The organism is Colwellia asteriadis, assembly GCF_039523295.1.
GTDB lineage: Bacteria > Pseudomonadota > Gammaproteobacteria > Enterobacterales > Alteromonadaceae > Colwellia > Colwellia asteriadis.
Window position 1 is genome coordinate 196,758 of sequence record NZ_BAAAFA010000004.1, and the last position, 17,321, is coordinate 214,078.

General features: G+C 37.8%; 13 protein-coding genes. 9 read left to right on the top strand and 4 right to left on the bottom strand.

Annotation, left to right across the window (positions count from 1 at the left end; genetic code table 11):
- Positions 1–227 precede the first annotated feature (227 nt).
- From rpiA to ABD005_RS07380, 3 genes are all read right to left on the bottom strand, one after another.
- A complete protein-coding gene (gene rpiA / locus ABD005_RS07370; protein ID WP_215978793.1) occupies positions 228–884 on the bottom strand; it encodes a ribose-5-phosphate isomerase RpiA in 657 nt (218 codons plus the stop codon).
- Between the two features lie 59 nt (positions 885–943).
- Positions 944–1,579, bottom strand: a complete 636-nt coding sequence (locus ABD005_RS07375; RefSeq protein WP_343816686.1) for a 5-formyltetrahydrofolate cyclo-ligase — start codon at positions 1,577–1,579, stop codon at positions 944–946.
- A gap of 441 nt (positions 1,580–2,020) precedes the next feature.
- Positions 2,021–3,466 (bottom strand): peptide MFS transporter, encoded by a 1,446-nt coding sequence (locus ABD005_RS07380; protein ID WP_215978795.1) that lies wholly within the window; start codon positions 3,464–3,466, stop codon positions 2,021–2,023.
- Positions 3,467–4,022: 556 nt separating this feature from the next.
- Here ABD005_RS07380 and ABD005_RS07385 point away from each other — a divergent pair.
- The 9 genes from ABD005_RS07385 to ABD005_RS07425 all read left to right on the top strand — a co-directional run bounded on the left by ABD005_RS07385 (position 4,023) and on the right by ABD005_RS07425 (position 16,020).
- On the top strand, positions 4,023–6,761 hold the full coding sequence (locus ABD005_RS07385; protein WP_343816688.1) for an SLBB domain-containing protein: 2,739 nt from the start codon (positions 4,023–4,025) through the stop codon (positions 6,759–6,761).
- A 128-nt stretch (positions 6,762–6,889) separates the two neighbouring features.
- Complete coding sequence (tviB, locus tag ABD005_RS07390; RefSeq protein WP_343816690.1) at positions 6,890–8,173, top strand: Vi polysaccharide biosynthesis UDP-N-acetylglucosamine C-6 dehydrogenase TviB; 1,284 nt, start codon at positions 6,890–6,892, stop codon at positions 8,171–8,173.
- Between the two features lie 115 nt (positions 8,174–8,288).
- The gene (locus ABD005_RS07395; RefSeq protein ID WP_343816692.1) at positions 8,289–9,320 is read left to right on the top strand and encodes an NAD-dependent epimerase/dehydratase family protein; all 1,032 of its coding nucleotides are present in this window, start codon (positions 8,289–8,291) and stop codon (positions 9,318–9,320) included.
- 321 nt (positions 9,321–9,641) lie between these two features.
- Positions 9,642–10,679 (top strand): UDP-N-acetylglucosamine--undecaprenyl-phosphate N-acetylglucosaminephosphotransferase, encoded by a 1,038-nt coding sequence (gene wecA, locus ABD005_RS07400; RefSeq protein ID WP_343816694.1) that lies wholly within the window; start codon positions 9,642–9,644, stop codon positions 10,677–10,679.
- Positions 10,680–10,886: 207 nt separating this feature from the next.
- Positions 10,887–12,047: a nicotinate-nucleotide--dimethylbenzimidazole phosphoribosyltransferase gene (gene cobT / locus ABD005_RS07405; RefSeq protein ID WP_343816696.1), complete on the top strand. Its 1,161-nt coding sequence runs from the start codon at positions 10,887–10,889 to the stop codon at positions 12,045–12,047.
- 31 nt (positions 12,048–12,078) lie between these two features.
- Complete coding sequence (locus tag ABD005_RS07410; RefSeq protein WP_343816698.1) at positions 12,079–12,900, top strand: adenosylcobinamide-GDP ribazoletransferase; 822 nt, start codon at positions 12,079–12,081, stop codon at positions 12,898–12,900.
- Between the two features lie 42 nt (positions 12,901–12,942).
- Complete coding sequence (gene cobU, locus ABD005_RS07415; protein WP_343816700.1) at positions 12,943–13,488, top strand: bifunctional adenosylcobinamide kinase/adenosylcobinamide-phosphate guanylyltransferase; 546 nt, start codon at positions 12,943–12,945, stop codon at positions 13,486–13,488.
- A gap of 87 nt (positions 13,489–13,575) precedes the next feature.
- On the top strand, positions 13,576–14,349 hold the full coding sequence (locus ABD005_RS07420; protein ID WP_343816702.1) for a histidine phosphatase family protein: 774 nt from the start codon (positions 13,576–13,578) through the stop codon (positions 14,347–14,349).
- Between the two features lie 57 nt (positions 14,350–14,406).
- Positions 14,407–16,020, top strand: coding sequence for a cobyric acid synthase (locus tag ABD005_RS07425; protein WP_343816704.1), 1,614 nt, complete (start codon positions 14,407–14,409; stop codon positions 16,018–16,020).
- 102 nt (positions 16,021–16,122) lie between these two features.
- Here the strand turns inward: ABD005_RS07425 and ABD005_RS07430 are convergent, their stop codons facing one another.
- On the bottom strand, positions 16,123–17,262 hold the full coding sequence (locus ABD005_RS07430; RefSeq protein WP_343816706.1) for a hypothetical protein: 1,140 nt from the start codon (positions 17,260–17,262) through the stop codon (positions 16,123–16,125).
- Positions 17,263–17,321 lie beyond the last annotated feature (59 nt).

The window sequence follows — 17,321 nt, forward strand, 5'->3', positions numbered from 1 at the left end:
TCAATTCTAACTAAATTATTATTAATACCAATTAATAGAAGTAATTGATATAGATGGCTAGATACCTAAAATGGAAGTTTAACATACCATATAGTGCATAAACTCTAAAGCGTTTATTGCTCCTTGTAGTGAATAAATATTCTAACTATATGATTTATTAATCAATGAGGATAAGCTTTTAACGTAAGGGGAGCGAGTTTAATAAATTACTCCCCCGAAAAGGCTATTTATTTAATAACTTTTACACCATCGCTTGAGCCTAATACTAAAATATCTGCGCCACGTAGTGCAAATAAACCGTTAGTAACGACACCCACAATGGCATTTATGCGTGTTTCCATTGCTTTGGGATCGAGAATCTCTAAATTATGAACATCAATAATTACATTACCGTTGTCAGTAACGACGCCTTGTCTGTATGCTGGATCACCACCTAACTTTACTATTTCTCTGGCGACATAGCTACGTGCCATAGGAATGACTTCAATCGGTAACGGGAAATCACCCAAAAGTTTAACTTGCTTAGAGCTATCAGCGATACAAATAAACTTGTGTGCTACTGCCGCGACAATTTTTTCGCGTGTTAGTGCGGCACCACCACCTTTTATCATTGCCATATGCTCAGTAATTTCATCAGCGCCATCAACATAAACATCAAGCACATCAACGCTATTTAAATCAAATACTTCAATACCGTGAGCAATTAAACGCTTAGTAGACTCTTCTGAGCTTGAGACAGCACCAGTGATTTTATCTTTAATTGTCGCTAAAGCATCAATGAAATGATTAACTGTAGAGCCCGTACCTACACCAACAATAGTGTCATTTTCTATAAACTCTAGCGCTTTTAATGCTGCCGCTTTTTTCATTTCATCTTGGGTCATGCTAAATGCCTTTAATTGGAAGTGGTCTACAATTTTGAGGGCTGATTATAACACCCATTTTAGCTTTTTAGGTAGCGCTTACTAGGGGTTATGATTTCAGGTAAAGGGATATCCCATTGTTCAACTGGAATGCTGTCAACTCGTTGGCAGTTGTGGGCAATACCGATTGGGTAAAATAGTGAGTTATTATGTGGTGTTGTACAGTTTGTTGTGTGTGAGCTTTGCTGTGTAAACCACTTTGCTAAAGTTCTATCGTAGAAGCCACCGCCCATGCCTAATCGGTTACCATTGTTATCAAAAGCAACTAAAGGCGTGCATAAGACATCAAGCATTTCAATAGGGCATACCTGTTGAACGTTGAGTTTAGGCTCTAAAATACCGAACCTGTTATTTTGCAGAGAGGTTTTTTCATCAAAACGAAGGAACAATAAATTATGGCGGTTAAATGGGTGAATAACAGGCAAGTACACTTGTTTATTATGTTGCCAGCACCATTGAATAAAAGGCATTGGGTCTAGTTCACCATCATTCGCTAGGTATAGTGCGATGTGACGAGCGTTTTGTATATAAGGTAAATTGCATAGTTGCTGCTTTAGCTGAATACTTGCAAGGTTTTGCTCATCAGGGCTTAAGGCGTTGCGCTTAAGACGAATGAGTTTTCTTAATTCAGTACGTTCTTTGAGAGGGTGTGACATAGGCAATATCAATTCAGGTAATTAAGATGTGGTAAAGCCGCTAATCATCGCGTTAAATATTTCGCTAACTAATGAGGCTGTTGAGCATCTTTAGGCTCAGTGTATTAAACAATATCTTAACCTAAACTCAGCGAGAATAGTAAGTAACCTGAGCTCAGCTTAATAAATGTTGCTCTAGCCGCTATTTTTCCTAACTTCTTCGTTAAATTTACTTGCAATAGGCCAATTGTTGACGCGAAATTTGCCTTGCTTATCATATGAAAAGAAGAAAAACTATCAAGCTAGTGATTCAGAAAAGTAACTTTTGCTGATACTCCAAATTGTTAAATATCTCTTAAACCAAGTTCAGGTTAAGTCGTTAATTTTTTACGCGACAAAAAAAGCTGATAGGTTACGCTATCAGCTTTATATTGTATTTAGACTTGTATGTAGCTAGGAAGATTAGCTGCGTGTTTCAGAAACACCTTCGTGAGTCGCGGTTACTGAAAGCTCTTCTTCAAGTTTGCTGTCAATATCTGAATGCTGATCACCTTCGGCGCCGTGCATCCATTCAACTAACTTGTTCGCACTTAAGAAAATAATAAGCGCCGTGACTAAAGCTGCAACACCCACAGACATAAAGATGTTACCGGCATTAGCGACTTGCTCTTCACCTTCACCAACAAATTGACCAATAAAAGCTGCTAGCTTATTTGATAGTGCAGTAAAGAAGAACCATGCACCCATTAATAATGACGTGAACTTCACTGGTGCTAACTTAGACACTAACGATAAACCAATAGGTGATAAACATAGCTCACCTAACGTATGGAATAGGTAAGCAAATACTAAGAATAACATGCTAACTTTAATGGTTACATCGCCACCTTGAACCATAGTAGCACCAACCATAACAAAGAAGCCTAAGGCTAAAAATACCATAGCTAAAGCAAATTTCTTTGGCGAGGTAGGCTCTTTAGAGCCCATACCAACCCAAATAGAGGCTATTACAGGCGCAAGTAAAATAATAAACATCGCGTTAAGAGATTGGAACCAAGTTGCTGGTACTTCAAACCCCATAAAGTTACGATCAGTAAATTGTGACGCGTAGATATTAAATAAGCCACCGGCTTGTTCGAAGCCAGCCCAGAAGATAACAGAGAAAACACTCATGATAAGAATTACTTTAGTGCGATCTTTTTCTTCTTTAGTTAACGCGCGTGCTTTTAAGTCTTCTTTGTGTTCAGTAACTTTTTTCGCAGAAGGAACAACGCCGATATCACCTAAATATTTATTAGCAAGAGTTAGCTGTAATGCTAAACCAATTAACATACCAACACCGGCAGCAATAAAACCGTAATGCCAGTTTACTTCTTCACCTAATGTACCAACGATAAATGGTGATAAGAATGCACCTAAGTTAATACCCATGTAGAAAATAGTGAATGCACCATCACGGCGATGATCGCCTTCTTGATATAACTCACCCACTAAGCTTGATACGTTAGCTTTAAATAAACCATTACCAATAACGATTAAGGCTAAACCGATATAAAACACGGTTTCTTCCATACCAACAATCATTGATTTTGGAATACCTAGCGTAAAGTAACCTAGGGCAAAAATAATACCACCGTAAATAATTGCTTTACGTTGTCCAATAAAATTATCGGCTAACCAACCACCAATCATAGGTGTTAGGTATACCGCCATAGTAAAGCTACCATAAAGGCCTAAGGCTTCACTGGTAGTCCAGCCAAAACCGCCGTCTTGAACTGAAGCTACTAAATATAATACTAAAAGGGCACGCATGCCGTAATAACCGAAACGCTCCCACATTTCAGTACCAAACAATAGGAAAAGTCCTTTAGGGTGGCCGAAAAGCGTACCCGCATTAGGTTGTGTCATATAATTATCCCAAAAATTTTATTTATTATGTGTTTTGCATTTATTACGCAATTTATTATGTATTTTACGTTAGTTTTTTTGGATTAAAGCCTTAGTAAAGATTAAATCCAAAAGAGTGTTATACCTTTGTGGTGAAATAAAGGCAAGTATAGTGCTGAATCAAGGTAGTAAACGCTTTGGACATTGTAGCGAAATGTTTCCTATGGAGCATCATAATATCAAGGAAATTGAAATGGGGGGTTGTTCTGAAATCATCTTATTAGTAAGTAACTTTAGTTTTTAAGCGTAAACATAAAAATGAAAAATCTTTGGTTTTATATGAAAGGAGCAGTTAAATAAACAAATCCTTTATGAAACAGCGGGTAAATATTGTGTGGTTTTCTATAAGCTGGTAGACTTCTGCGCTAATTAATTTGCAATGAATGTGGCAGCTTCAGTCTGTTTTGTTGTATTTTGAACAGCGTTTAATTTTAAACACTCAATAAATACGTAACAGCTCTAGTTTTGGCCTCGGTTAAATTAAAATTCAAATGAATAACAGGAATTATTTGCACTAATGATGACATCCTTCAAATCGATACTGGCAGCGATCGCCATCGTAGTTTTCTCACAGAATGCTTATTCTCAGCAACAAATCAGCCAAGCTCAAATTGAACAATTTAAAAAATTGCCGCCGGGTCAACAACAAACATTAGCCAAGAGTATGGGGATTGATTACAAAGACTTACAGTCAATGTTATCAGGCAAAACTAAGCTTTCTTCTGACGAAGAAAAAAACAATACTGAAGTTTTTCCTCGAGGAACCATGTTTGATGAAGATGGTAACCCTGTATTTCCTGAGCTTGATGAAATAGAAAAAGAAGAAGAGGAGCTTGAAAAAGAACTCAAACCATTTGGTTATGATGTTTTTGCTAATGCCCCATTTACGTTTTCTCCTACGATGGATATCGCGATTCCAGAAGGTTACATTATTGGACCTGGCGATAAGCTATCTATTCAAGTTTTTGGCAAAGAAAGTATTGATGTTGAAATGACAGTTACCCGTGAAGGTGAACTCGTTTTTCCAGATATAGGGGCGCTCAGTGTTGCAGGTTTAACCTTTGTTGAATTAAAACAGTTTCTTAACAATAAAATTAAAGAACGTATTATTGGTGTAAATGTTGTTGTTGGTATTGCATCTTTGCGTTCAATGCGTGTATTTGTTTTGGGTGATGCTTTTAAGCCGGGTCCTTATACCTTAAGTTCTTTATCAAGTATAACTCATGCATTGTTTGCTGCTGGTGGTATTAATGACATTGGTTCTTTACGTAATATTCAGTTAAAACGTTCAGGAAAGCTTATTAAAACGCTTGATTTATATGAGCTACTCATCAATGGTGACTCGTCTAATGATGTATTATTACAATCAGGAGATGTTGTTTTTATTGCCCCAGCAGGTAGAACAGTAACTGTTGATGGTGAAGTGAGACGTCCCGCTATTTATGAATTAGCCGATGATGACAGCTTTGCCGATGTTATTAATATGGCTGGAGGTTTTTTACCCTCGGCCTTTGCTAAATCAACGATTGTTGAGCGTTATAACCAAAGCCATTTACGAAGCATAGTAAACGTTGATTTAACTAATAAAACAGAACTGGCTAAAAAAGCACAGCAAGGTGATTATATTCGCGTGATGAAAACCGCTGAAATGTTTGAACAGTCGGTTACTGTTATCGGTGCGGTAACACGGCCTGGAAAATATCAATGGCAACAAGGACAGCGTATTAATGACTTACTTGCAGATATAGACTCGCATTTACTTGTTAATGCTGACTTAAATTACACTTTGGTTGTGCGAGAAACTGATTTTGCCCGCAATATTGAAGTACTACAGCTTTCTTTAGCCAAAGCGATTACCAACCCCAATTCAGTCGATAATATTCCGTTATTACCAAGTGATAAAGTGATTGTCTTTTCAAATGTATCTAAGATTAGTGATGAAAATATCACGTTAGATACCCTAGCGTTTACCCAAGAAGAGTTATTTAAAAAAGAAAAGCAATTAGCGAAAGAAAAATATAAAACAAAGTTGTTTTGGGAAAAGTACGGCGAAGAGAATGAGTTATACGATATAGATGTTGAAGCTGAAAAAGCTGCTGAATTAGTTAACCAATCTATTGCCCACTTTACTGGTGGTGAAGTTGAAGAAGAAGTTGACGCTAAAGAGTTAAGCCTTTTCTCTCGTCAACGTCTGCTAATGCCTATTATTCATAAATTAAAACAACAAGGTGGTGCGGGTAAACCTATTCAATTAATTGAAATAGACGGGCAAGTAAAGTACCCGGGTGTTTACCCTTTACCTATAGGTGGTCGAGTTGATGACTTAGTTGCTGCTGCGGGTGGTGTTGACGAGTCTGCTTACTTAGCACAAGCTGATATTACACGTAATGAAATAGGCTCACATGGCGTTAAAAAACACTCATTAAGTGTTAATTTAGCGGATGCACTCAATGAAGATCCTGAAAGCAATATTTTATTAAGCAGCAAAGATCGACTTAATATTCATAAAATTCCTGCGTGGAGTGAAAACCATGTAGTTGAGTTACGTGGTGAGTTTAAGTTTCCAGGGAAGTACACCATTAGGCGTGGTGAAAGTTTATCTGATTTGGTAGCTAAAGCTGGTGGATTAACTGATTTTGCTCATGCTGACGGCTCTGTATTCTCTCGAGTGAAGCTAAAAGAACTTGAGCAAAAAAACCTTTTAAAATTAGCCAATGACCTTCAAATTGAGATGGCTTCGCAAACGCTTACTGATAGCAATTCAACACAGTCTTATGAAGAAGCGCAAATGATGCTATCAGATCTAACTAAAACACAGCCAGTAGGACGTTTAGTTATCGATTTAGATCGTATTATGAATGTCGATAATTATGATGTTTTATTAGAAGATGGTGATGTACTTTATGTACCGACAATGAGTAACTCAATTAACGTGATTGGTCAGGTACAGGTAACATCATCGCATATCTTTGATGAAAACCTCACTGCTGATGATTATTTAGAGCAAAGTGGCGGTAGTAAGAAGCGTGCCGATGAAAGCCGTATTTATATTATTTCGGCTAACGGGCGTATACGTATGAAAGCAGGTGCTAATTGGTTCTCTCAAAATAGCGCATCCACATTGCGCCCAGGAGACACCATTGTTGTGCCATTAGATGCTGAATACATGAATAATTTAGAGCTATGGACCAATGTAACGGGTATTATTTACAACTCAGCAGTTGCTATAGCCTCAATTAGTAATATTAATAAGTAGCTTGTATGAAGTAAGCTACTAGCTATAAGTAAGAATGAATAAAGTGATTTACTTGATAATGCGTAAAATAAGTTAATTGCTTTGTTTTATCATTTAAAATTTTAACGGAATAATAACGGAACAATAACGTGACAGTAACAACATTAGATAATATTAAGATTGCAATTATAGGTTTAGGCTATGTAGGTTTACCATTGGCTGTTGAGTTTGGTAAAAAATACCCAACATTAGGTTTTGATATTAACCAAAAGCGTGTTGAAGAGTTAAAACAAGGTCACGATTTTACACTTGAAGTATCAAGTGAAGAGTTGGCAGACTCACCTTATATTAATTACTCAAGCGATGTTGAAGCACTAAAAGCGAGTAATATTTATATTGTTACAGTACCGACACCAATTGATAAGCATAAACAACCTGATCTAACACCGCTAGTTAAAGCAAGCCAAATGTTAGCTAAAGTTATCTCGAAAGGGGATATTGTTATTTATGAGTCGACTGTGTACCCGGGTGCTACAGAAGAAGTTTGCATACCTGAGATAGAAAAAAATTCAGGACTTGTATTTAATCAAGACTTTTACGCTGGTTATAGCCCTGAGCGTATTAACCCAGGCGATAAAGAGCACCGAGTTACTAATATATTGAAGGTGACTTCAGGCTCTACTCCTGAGATCGCTGACTTTGTTGATAGTATTTATAGTTCAATTATTACTGCTGGCACCTATAAAGCATCATCAATTCAAGTAGCAGAAGCAGCCAAAGTCATAGAAAACACACAGCGTGATTTAAATATTGCATTAATTAATGAATTAGCTGTTATTTTTAACAAGTTAAATATTGATACTGAAGAAGTATTAAAAGCGGCTGGTACTAAGTGGAACTTCTTACCATTTAGACCAGGTCTGGTTGGTGGTCATTGTATTGGTGTTGATCCTTATTATTTAACTCATAAAGCACAAGCTATAGGTTATAACCCAGAAGTTATCCTTGCAGGTCGTCGCATTAATGACTCTATGGGTGAATATGTTGTTTCACAGCTTGTTAAAACTATGCTTAAAGCAAAGTTACCGGTTAACGGTGCTAATGTTTTGGTAATGGGGTTAACGTTTAAAGAAAACTGCCCTGATGTTCGTAACACTAAAGTGGTTGATATTTTAGCCGAGCTTGCTGAATTTGATATGAATGTTGATGTATTCGACCCTTGGGTTAATCCTGAAGAAGCACAACATGAGTATGGCGTTGAATTAATTGAAGCGCCAAAAAGTGGTCATTATGATGCGGTTATTTTTGCGGTTGCTCATGATCAGTTTAAAGTAATGAGCGCCACAGAAATTAAAGCATTAATGAAAGCAGAGCACATTATTTACGATTTAAAATACATGCTCGACCCTCAGTTAGCCGATATTCGTTTATAGACCGATTAAGTTTATATTTACTGACACGCTATAGCTAAACAGGTTATTGATTATCACAGGTTTATTTTCTTTAAAAGAATCTAAGCCTGTTTTTATTTAAGGATATTTACTCGAAATGACTCGTTATCAACAAATACAAAAAACACTGGCAGACAGCCCTAAAACTTGGTTAATTACAGGTTGTGCAGGCTTTATCGGCTCTAATTTACTTGAAACATTATTATTACTCGATCAAAACGTTGTAGGTTTAGATAATTTTGCAACAGGGCACCAGCATAACCTCGATGAAGTTAAGACACAGGTCTCTGAGGCACAATGGTTACGATTTAATTTCATCGAAGGGGATATTCGTCAAGTTGACGATTGCCACAAGGCTTGCGAAGGGGTTGATTATATCTTACATCAAGCAGCTTTAGGCTCAGTACCACGTTCACTGGCCGATCCTATTACCACTAATAGTACTAACATTGACGGCTTTTTAAATATGTTAGTGGCGGCTAAAGAAGCAAGTATCGACACTATGGTTTATGCAGCATCAAGCTCTACCTATGGTGACCATCCTGCATTACCGAAAGTAGAAGACGCGATAGGTAAACCACTTTCACCTTATGCGGTAACTAAGTATGTTAATGAGCTTTATGCTGATGTATTTCAAAAAAGTTATGGCTTAAATACAATCGGATTACGTTATTTTAATGTTTTTGGTAAGCGTCAAGATCCAGATGGCGCTTACGCAGCAGTAATCCCTAAATGGACAGCAGCCATGATTTCTGATGAAGAAATATTTATCAATGGTGATGGTGAAACCAGTCGTGACTTTTGCTTTATTGAAAATGCAGTCCAAGCAAATATTTTAGCCGCAACATCAAAGCAAGAAGCAAAAAATGAAGTTTATAATGTGGCCTTAGGTGATAGAACAACATTAAATTATTTGTTTACCAGTTTACAGCAATCACTACAAGATAACGGGGTAGAATATAGTCAAACTGCTAACTATCGTGATTTTAGAGCAGGAGATGTCAGACACTCTCAAGCCGATATTACTAAAGCAAAAACGTTATTAGGCTTTGAACCTGAGTTTAAAATAGCACAAGGGATTACCAAAGCAATGCCTTGGTATATTGGCTTTATGAAAGCTAGCGGTTAACCTAAATACCATAGAGCTTGTGCACTGTAAGTCGGAACTAATACAAGTTATCGCCAATATAATTATTGGCGATAAACCGCAACAACATGTAAGCTCTATCTCTTTTTATTTTAAAAATGATGACTTACTATAGCTACTAACAATTGCTTTCTTGCAAATTTATTGAACTTTCTTACAATTCCATAACGATATAAGGCTTTATTTCACTTTTATTATATTCACTTATCTTCTATAATAACGCCAATTTCCTTGTTTATAGAGCATAAGCTCGAACAAATGTAAGCTAATTTTACTTTTACTAGCACTCTCATCAGGTCAATAATGCATATACTAGCTACTATTTTTACCACGTTCTGCTTCGCTTTTATTGCTATTAAATTTTTTAAACCCGTTGCTATTGAAGTAGGCTTAGTTGATAAGCCGTGTGAGAGAAAGCAACATGACGGTCACATCCCACTTATTGGTGGTATCTCTATTTTCCTTGCAGTACTGGCTGCCACTTTACTTTGGTTACCTTCAACCCTTGAGTTACGTATGTATTTAATCGCTTCTGCGATGATGGTCTTTATTGGTGCTCTTGACGATAAATTTGATTTACGTGTTCGTGTTCGTATTGTTGGGCAAATTATCATTGCCAGCTTAATGATTTATGGTGTTGGTGGTTATATTTCTAATTTAGGTGATATCCTAGGTCTAGGTGCTATTGATATTGGTGCTTTCGGGATATTATTTACCTATTTTGGTATTATCGTTGTCATTAATGCGTATAACATGATTGATGGTATTGATGGTCTTATTGGTAGCCTTAGCGTAAATACATTTACTTCTATTGCACTGTTATTTTTATTAAGTGGTCAAACCGATTACTTAAGTTACCCGTTAATTTTAGCCACAGCCACCTTGCCATACCTTATGTTTAATTTAGGTTTTTTTAAAAACGAAACTAAGAAAATATTTATGGGCGATGCTGGTAGCATGTTCGTTGGTTTGAGCGTTATTTGGTTACTAACTATGGGGACTCAAGGAGATAGTGCGTCTTTTCGTCCGGTAACAGCATTATGGATATGTGCAATTCCATTAATGGACATGTTAGCAATTGTAGTTCGTCGTTATAAAAATGGTAAGTCACCTTTTAAACCTGACAGAGATCATTTACATCATTTATTACAAAGAGCGGGCTTAAGCTCTAAGCAAACCTTAGTTGTTATCTCATTTGGCGCTGCATTGATGTCGGGTTTCGGTATTGCCGGTGAGTATTTTAATATTGCAGAGTCAATTATGTTCGCAAGCTTTTTATTAATGTTTATCAGCTATGCGTTAAGTATCCGTTTTATTTCAAGACGCGCTTCTTTTAAATAATAGTTTTTGTTGCGTTCACCCATAAAAGCCTAACTCATGGAGTTGGGCTTTTTACGTTTTGCCGTTATGTTTTTAAAGTGCAATCAAAGCAAATCAAAAAGTAGCTTGCAATATAACTTATTGTTAATCAGTTATTTTGTTAATCACTGAAATAACATAAGATAACTCGCTTATTTCCGTTCTAAAATACTAAGAGTCATTTAAGTCATGTATGCAATTCCTGCAGTAAATAGAAGTCAGTTAAGCGCTACTCAAGCTAAAATTGATGGTAAAACAAAACCAGTTGCCGCATTAGGTGAGCTTGAAACTTTAGCTAAACAGCTGATGTTGATTCAATGGCAACGTATGACAGTTAATGAAGGTCATAGTGACTTGGCGTTTAGTGTAAAGACAAAGCTAAGTTTAACTAAGCCAATGATGTTAGTTTTTGCTGGCGATCATGGAATTAATGAGGCGCAAGTTAGTATAGCGCCCAGTGCGGTAACTCGGCAGATGGTTTTAAACTTTTTATCCGAGGGGGCTGCTATTAATTGTTTTTGTCGCAACAATGATATAGGAATGACGGTAATAGATTGTGGCGTACTCGATGCGATTAGCGATAAAGATAAAGCAGAGTACGTAGAGAGTAACGTGAGCTTTGTTGTGCAACGTTTAGGCGCGGGCACGCACAATATCGCAAACCAAGCAGCAATGAGCTTAAGGCAAGTTGAGCAAGGTTTAAGTTACGGTGAAAAGGTCGTTACTCAGCAGTTAGCGTTGGGCTGTGACGTTATTTTATTAGGTGAGATGGGCATTGCGAATACTAGCTCTGCATCGGCGCTAATGTTAGCACTTACTTCTTATTCAGTTGACGATTGTGTTGGTATGGGAACAGGAATTACTGAGCTACAATTAGCGCAGAAAAAACGACTAATAACCCAAGCCTTAGCGCGTATTAATACGCTCAATAACCCTTCTTTAGACGGTGTTGAAGAAGTAGATAATACTGTTTATATCAAAACACTTTTAAGTGAGCTCGGTGGCTTTGAAATAGTACAAATGGTTGGCGCTATTTTAGCTGCCGCTAAAGCGAGTGTTGCCGTAGTTGTTGATGGCTTTATTGTGAGCGTTGCAGCTTTGGTTGCCGTTAAAATAAATGCCAATGTAGTCGACTACCTTATTTTCTCTCATGTCTCACAAGAAAAAGCGCACCAAGGTTTATTAAATGAATTCAAGCAAGATAGTCGCTACCACACTAAGCCGTTATTAAGTTTAGGTTTGCGACTTGGTGAAGGCTCAGGTGCGGCGTTAGCTTACCCACTGCTAACGGCAGCGGCGAGTTTTTATAATAATATGGCAAGTTTTGAAGATGCTGGCGTTACGGTATGATAACTATTGGCCAAAAACTAAGTAGCATAATATGAGTATTATGAAGCACTTGATAGGTAAAGATATTGTTCAGTCTTGTAAGGCCCAGCTTAACTTGTTTTATTTAGCATTAAGCTTTTTCACCCGCATTCCTGTGCCTAAGTCTATGGAATACTCTCCTTCGTTGCTGAATCAAGCCAATCGTTATTTTTCATTAGTAGGCTTATTTATCGGCTTAATATTAGCGAGCTGTGCCTATATTCTAGCGGATTTCTTTCCCGTGACAGTTGTTATCATTTTAGTATTGGCTATTAGTTTGTTATTGACTGGCGCGTTTCATGAAGATGGCTTAGCAGATATGGCAGACGGAATAGGTGGTGCGTTTGAGGTAAGTAAGCGCTTAGCTATTATGAAAGATAGTCGCTTAGGAACCTACGGTGCGGTTACCCTATTTATTGCCTTACTATTAAAGTTTTATTTGTTACATGCGTTAGCGCAAATTAATCTTACCTTGTTTTTAGGTGCGCTTTTTTTAGCTGCTGGACTTTCTCGTGCATTGGCTGGCAGCTTAATCTCAGCGCTCCCTTATGTTACCGAAACAGATAACAGTAAAAGTAAGCCGTTAGCACAGTTTCAATCAAATCAAGAGCGTTTGCTTTTATTAGTCATAGGTATTACTCCTTTATTGTTTTATCCATTGGCTTTAATTTGGATAACGTTGGCTGTGCTTTTTTTGTTTCGTTGGTATTTTAAGTTATGGTTATTAAAACGCCTCGGTGGTTTTACTGGGGATTGTTTAGGGGCTGCGCAACAGTTAAGTGAGCTGTTAATTTATCTTACTTTTGTCGGTTATTTTGGTCATGGCAGTTTTTAGTAATAATGCGCTTATTCATGATACAAGCATAGGAACACTCTAATGATACATTTAGTGTTAGGTGGGGCACGCTCAGGAAAGTCGAGTTTTGCTGAGCAGCAAACTTTGGCTTTGTGTAAAAGTAACAATAAACAGGCAGCTTATATTGCGACGGCAACAGCGGTAGATGATGAAATGCTTGATCGTATTGTTAAGCATCAAACTGACAGAGGGCAAGAGTGGCAGCTAATAGAGTGCCCTTTACTGCTTAGTGAGCAACTACAATCATTGCCTAAAAATCAGGTTTACTTACTTGACTGTTTAACCTTGTGGCTAAATAACCAGCTTTTTTCGGTAGAATATAAGAATAAGACCGAACAAGCACAGCATTTAAATGACGAAATGGATCAGCTAATTGCCACGCTTGCTATTTTAGATATTGATATCGTTATTGTCAGTAATGAAATTGGTTTAGGTGTGATCCCTATGGGGGCAGCTACTCGCTTGTATGTTGACTATTGTGGTTGGCTTAATCAAGCAGTGGCTAAGGTTGCCGATCAGGTAACACTCGTAACTGCCGGTATTCCATTAACATTGAAAAAAGCTTAAGCAGTTTTTTATGATTATCAATTCATTGCTAAGTTATCTAGCCGTTAGGGCAAGCTACCATTTATTCTATAATCTTGTTGGTAATTTATGCTGCAGATAGAGCTGGTACGTCACGTTAAAGTTGAGGGGAAAGCTGCGCTTTACGGAAAAACTGACGTAGCCCCCAAAGCTGCTGATAATGACTTATTAATAGCTGCTTTATTGAAAAGGAGTGAGCTTCGCCAAACTAGAACAGCCACTAATACTCTAAAGCTGCCAGCTATTTATCAGCAAATATTCAGCTCCCCGTTACAGCGCTGCGCTTTAGCTGCTAAACAATTAGCTCAATTAACTCATGCACCTTTATTAATTAAAGACGACTTTCAAGAAATGAACTTTGGTCGCTATGATGGTGTGTTGTTTGATGAGTTACCTTTTGATAAGCAAGAGTCAATATCGGTTTCTGGGTTACATTGGAATACTCTTGAAGAGTTTTTTCAATCACCCGCTAATGTCATATTGCCTCAAGCAGAAAGCTTGGCTGAATTTCATCAACGGGTAATTTCTGCATGGAAAAGTCTCTTAACGCAGCAGCTAAGCTTACAAACTACGCAAGGTTTACAACCACGACGTATTATTATTTTTGCACATGGTGGTGTGATTCGCATGATTCTAGCGCACGTATTACAGCTTAACTGGCAGCAAGCAAGTTGGTATCAAAACTTACATATTGGCTATGGTAGTCTAACTCAACTATCGGTACGATCTATTGATGATAACAGTAGTTCACCTACTCACTCTCAAAACATTGACCAATCAGCCTCTTCACATGATTACTTTACCCAAGTGAATACGATTGCTATGCCTTTACTCGATGAGTAACGCGGATAAAGCTAATTGTGGCAATTTATCAACATTAACTATGCAGTAACCTATTAAATGAATAATAAAACTCCAACTCTGATGGTACAAGGCACCACTTCTGATGCAGGTAAAACGACACTAGTAGCAGGCTTGTGTCGTGTCTTTGCAGATCAAGGTAAGAAAGTTGCACCATTTAAGCCGCAAAATATGGCGCTAAACAGTGCGGTAACACCTTGTGGCGGTGAAATCGGACGAGGACAAGCACTACAAGCTAAAGCGGCCAGAGTTGCGTTGTCTGTTGATTTTAATCCTATTTTACTTAAGCCAAATAGCGATACCGGTGCACAAGTTATCATGCACGGTAAAGCGCTTTCTAATATGGAAGCTAAGCAATACCAAGATTACAAAAAAGTAGCGATGCAAGGGGTGCTAGCTTCACATCAACGTTTAATGGATAACTATCAACTTATTGTCGTGGAAGGTGCTGGCAGCCCCGCTGAAATTAACCTACGTAAAGGTGATATTGCCAATATGGGGTTTGCTGAGGCAGCAGATTGTCCGGTAATTATTATTGCAGATATTGATAAAGGCGGTGTCTTTGCCCAACTTGTTGGCACCTTAATGTTGTTATCACAATCTGAGCAAGACCGAGTGGCAGGTTTTGTTATTAATCGCTTTCGCGGTGATATTCGTTTGCTTGAATCGGGGTTAACTTGGCTCGAAGAAAAAACCAATAAACCCGTTTTAGGTGTGCTGCCTTATTTACATGGCCTTGATGTTTCATCAGAAGACGCTTTAGTTACCCAGCAGAGTGACAAAATAGCGAGTAAAGTAAAAATAGTGGTACTGGTTTATCCGCATATGAGTAATCATACCGACTTTGATGCGTTAAGGCACCATAGTGATATTGATTGTCAGTTCTTATTTGCTAAGGGCGGTGAGGGCGAAGCTACAATTGATAAAGTGGCTATTCCTCCTTGTGACTTATTAATATTACCAGGTAGTAAAAACGTTCGTGGTGATTTAGCCTTTTTACGTGCCCGAGGTTGGCATGATGAAATCGCGCGTCATTTACGTTATGGCGGTAAAGTATTAGGGGTTTGCGGTGGTTACCAAATGTTAGGTGAAATGATTGCTGACCCATATGGTATTGAAGGTGAAGCGGGCACGACTAAAGGGCTAGGTTATTTCCCACTTCGTACTGAATTAACGAAAAATAAAACCTTAGTTAATGTCAGTGGAACGCTTAATCTTGCAGGAAAAACCGCTAACATTAACGGTTATGAAATTCATGCCGGTGAAACAAGCAGCAACAATACTAAAGAAAGCACTAAAGAAAGTATTAAAAGAGCGACTAAAGCAGTTACTAAAGAAGCTGAAGGTAAATATGTTAGTACAGAGCAGCCTAATGAGCTATCAACACTAATTACCGCCGACCTGAAAGCAACGCATTATCCCGAGCCAGGAACGCTAAGCGCTGATGAGCAGGTTGCTGGTTGCTACCTTCACGGTTTGTTTGATCAACCGCAAGCGTTACAGCTGTTTATGCTGTGGCTAAACTTTGAGGTCAGTTTAGCGCCAAGTATTGAAGTGATTGAAGAGGAAGCGATTAATCGGGTTGCTAATGCCTGTAGAGCGCATTTAGATATGAATAAAGTTGAGAAAATACTGGCTGACTGGTATGGCTAACTTATCACAATATTCCGATTAATGGTGCTTGCTACGAGCAAAAAACTAAAAAGCGACATTGGGTCGCTTTTTAGTTTTTATTGTTTTAATTACTATTAATGTTTAGTAATCAATATATTGTCCGTAGTGATTATTTCTACTTAATGCGGCTTGACTACCTTTTAATGAAAATTTATAGCCACACAAGCTAAAATCACCTTTAAATGCTAGCGCTCTAATGAGTGCTTTACTGTCAAGAGGGGAGAATGCAGCGTAATAATGATTAATATTTTCAACATCAACGCGTACTGTGCGAATATCCTCGCCTTTATTAAAATTAATCACATTACAGCTTTTGTCACCTTGAGTTGATAGTTGCGACCATAACTGACCATTTTCAACATCATCAGCTTGCCAATGAATGATCACGCCTTGATGTTGTGATAAATACAGCGTGAAATTATCAGGCATGGGTAACGGCTCATTTCGTATTAACTTATGACTGTTTTCGCCAGCTTTTTCTTGGTTTTGAGCTTCACTTTCTAAAGCTTGTTTACTCGACTTATTATCTATAGCGTTTGCTATTGTAATGCCAATAATAGTAATGAGCAGTAACGCTGCTATTAGTGCTACTCCTAGTTGAAGCTTTTTATTTGTAAATAATGCTAAGCGAATGTTTTCGCCAAGGTCGTTCTGCGGAGTTACTGTGGTGTTTATGGTGTCTTTTTGCGGCTTTATTTGCGCTACAGACTCATTAACAACTTCTGTTGTAATAGTGTCAAACTGTTGATTAGTGATGCCTTGTGAAGCGAGAGTTGGTTCAATACGGCGGTTTTGTAATGGCGCGCTACTTTCTTTAAGGCTCGATAAGTCAACCGGACCGTAATAACCATAGATATAGCTAACTTGACGGTCTGTTAGCTTACTCACATAACTTAGAAAAAAGGCTGAGCTTATTATCGGCAGTATTAATAAGTAGTAGCCATTATCAGCAATAAATAATGTTGCCAGCCCAGTGATAAAAAATAGTACTGCTGGAATAAGTAATAAACGCTCACTTTGTTTCGCGTCGTGTAAACGTCTTTTTGTGGTTAACGCTAATAAACTAGTGCAAAGTAGTAACAGTAAAAAACCAACAAGAAAGTTACCGGTGAAAATTGCTGAGAAAAGCACAAATAAGGCATAGGCTAGCGCAGCTAATGCTAAATATCGGCTGCGGTTATCGTTACCTTTTAAGCAAAAAATAGATTGTAGTAAAAGCAAAATAGCTCCGAAAGTTGATGAGTTAATTTGATATGTTTATTCTAAAAGTTATATATTTC